This window comes from bacterium, assembly GCA_004299235.1.
Taxonomy (GTDB): domain Bacteria; phylum Chloroflexota; class Dormibacteria; order Dormibacterales; family Dormibacteraceae; genus SCQL01.
The window spans coordinates 1-2357 of record SCQL01000039.1 but is presented as its reverse complement, the minus strand read 5'-3'; the positions used below and the strand labels follow the sequence as shown (position 1 = coordinate 2357).

1 protein-coding gene is annotated in these 2357 nt (G+C 64.4%); it reads right to left on the bottom strand.

What is annotated here, in order from left to right; translation table 11 throughout:
• A partial coding sequence (locus EPN29_13615) for a S1 RNA-binding domain-containing protein (protein TAN31370.1) occupies positions 1 to 1902 on the bottom strand: 1902 nt, incomplete at its 3' end.
• Positions 1903 to 2357 lie beyond the last annotated feature (455 nt).

Below are 2357 nucleotides of genomic sequence, written 5' to 3'. Positions count from 1 at the left end.
CCCACTCTTGAGGAGACCAAAGAGGACATCGGTCGCGATCGTACGCTCGTGGGCCTCGTCGAGCATGAGGACGCTGTACTGGCTCATGTCGGGGTCGACGAGACACTCTCGCTGGAGCATGCCGTCCGTCATGTACTTGATCTTGGTCTCGGGACTCGTGCAGTCCTCGAAACGGATCGTGTAGCCGACCTCCTGGCCGAGCCGGCATCCGACTTCTTCGGCGACACGCTTGGCGACGGACATGGCCGCCACACGACGAGGCTGGGTGCAACCGATCTTGAGACGGTCGGCGTAGCCCGCTTCGGCGAGGTACTGCGTCATCTGCGTCGTCTTGCCCGAGCCGGTATCGCCGACGACGACGAGGACCTGGTTGTTCGCAAACGCCTCGATGAGCTGGTCGCGGAACTTGTAGATGGGCAGACTCTTGCGCTGGTCGGCGATGCTCATGCTGGTGATCTTGCCGAACGTCGTAGCCGGGTTGAACGTGTCCTTCTTCCACGCCGGGACGTCTTTGGCGCGCTGGCCCGCCGCCTGACCCCTCGCGTCCGCCGCGAACGCCCGCTCGTGAGGAGCCGTCATCGGGTCGAGCCAAGGGGTGTTGACGTCCCTCGCCTCCGAGTCCGCCTGGTCCGACGCCTCCTGCGCCTTGAGCTCCCTCCGCTCCTTCGCCAAAGCCGCACCCGCCATCGCGGCCCTGTTCATGGTACCGTCCGGCGCTTTGACAATCTTGACAGGCGATAACTCGAGCGCGCGTTTAGTCTGGCCAGCGAGGAAAGGCGCCTCTGCCTCGTTGATCTCGACATCGAGTTCCTCGTCCGCTTCGTCGACGAGACTCTTCCCGCCCGGCCCTGTCTCGAATCCGCTGTTGATGTACTCGTCGTCGAGACCGGGGTAGTCGGCTGCGCTCGCTGCGCCCGAGGCGATGAGCTGCTTGATCTCCCACCGCTCGGGCGAGGTCATCCGCCGAACCGAGGCCGTGCGGTTGTCGTCGGCGAAGCTCTTGCGGACGGCAACTCCGTTCGCGCCCGTTGCTGCGCGCTCAGCCGCCCGGCGAGTCTCCTCGAACAGCTCTTCCTCGGTCTTGATCCGCAGGTGAGGCGACAAGTCGGCGCCGGTTCGCTGGTCTGCGTCCTTCATCGAGAGCGAGAGACGGTTGCCCGCGACCGACATGACCTTGACAAAGACGGACTGTCCGCGCGCGAGGAGGTCGGAAGGGTGCGAGACGCGTCCGGTCGAGATCGAGCCGATATGAACCATGCCCTCCGCCTTGCCCTGCACGCCTTCGAGCGTGACGAACGCGCCGAAATCCTTGATGTTGGCGACCCGACCCTTGTAGATCTTGTACAAGACGGGCTTCTCGTCGAGTCGGCCGGGCCCTGCGCCGCCTGTCCGCCCGTCGCGACCGTACCGCCCTCGATCGTCTTCGCCGTGGCGCGACGAGCCGCCGCGCCCGCGGTCCCCGTAGCCGTTGTCACGCTCGCGACCGCCTCCGCCTCCTCGCCGCTCGTAGTCGGGCGAGCGGTGCCTCTGCCTCTTTGCGTCCGCTCCTCCGTCCCGCCTGTCGTCGTCCTCCTCAGGCCTCGTCGCGCGCTTCCTGACACCCTCAAGCTGCGCCATCAAGTCATCGACGCCCATATTGTCCTCGTCCCTGCTCCGGAGGTCATCACTGACGCCTTTGACGTCCGCCGGCTGACCCATCCGCATCTGTCGCTCCTTGACTTCCTCCGGGTTGTCGGCGCGATAGGACGGCTGCCACTCGGTATCGGGCATGGCGAGTCCGGGAAACAGTCGGGCTTGTTTCTGCTTCTCTTCGCTCAGGACCGCCTTCTCACCTTCTTCCTTGCCCTTGCCTTTGTCCTTTGAAGAGGAGGACTTGGACTTGAGCTTGTATTTTGGGTGCATCGAGAGGATGAGGCGGTCAACGGAGGAGAGGAACGAGTCGGGAAAGTCGGCGCCCACGTCGCGGCATTTCGACTTGAAGGTGTTGAAGTCTTTTGAGTCGCCGTGCAGGTGGATCAGGAACTCGGCGAGAGTCGAGTCTGCGAGGGGAGAGGGTCAGTCGGGGGTGACTTCGGATGGTGGGAAGAGCACGGGCGAGAAAGCGCGCCGCACCTGAGAGACCGGTGTAGTTGACTAGCTCGTTGGTTATGCTGTTGACGAGAGAGAGCAACTCGAGCTTCTCGAGCTCGTTGGCCATGGTGGCGCCTTGTCGAGGGAGGTGAGTGCCGGTCGACGGCGGCAGGACACGGGCGGGGGCGGTTCGAGTTGGAGGGTGTAGCTGGAGTTCTGCTCAGTACTGCCTGAGTCGAAGCAGCGGTCCCACGAGCGGTGTGAGCGGGCGAGCGGCGAGAGCGATG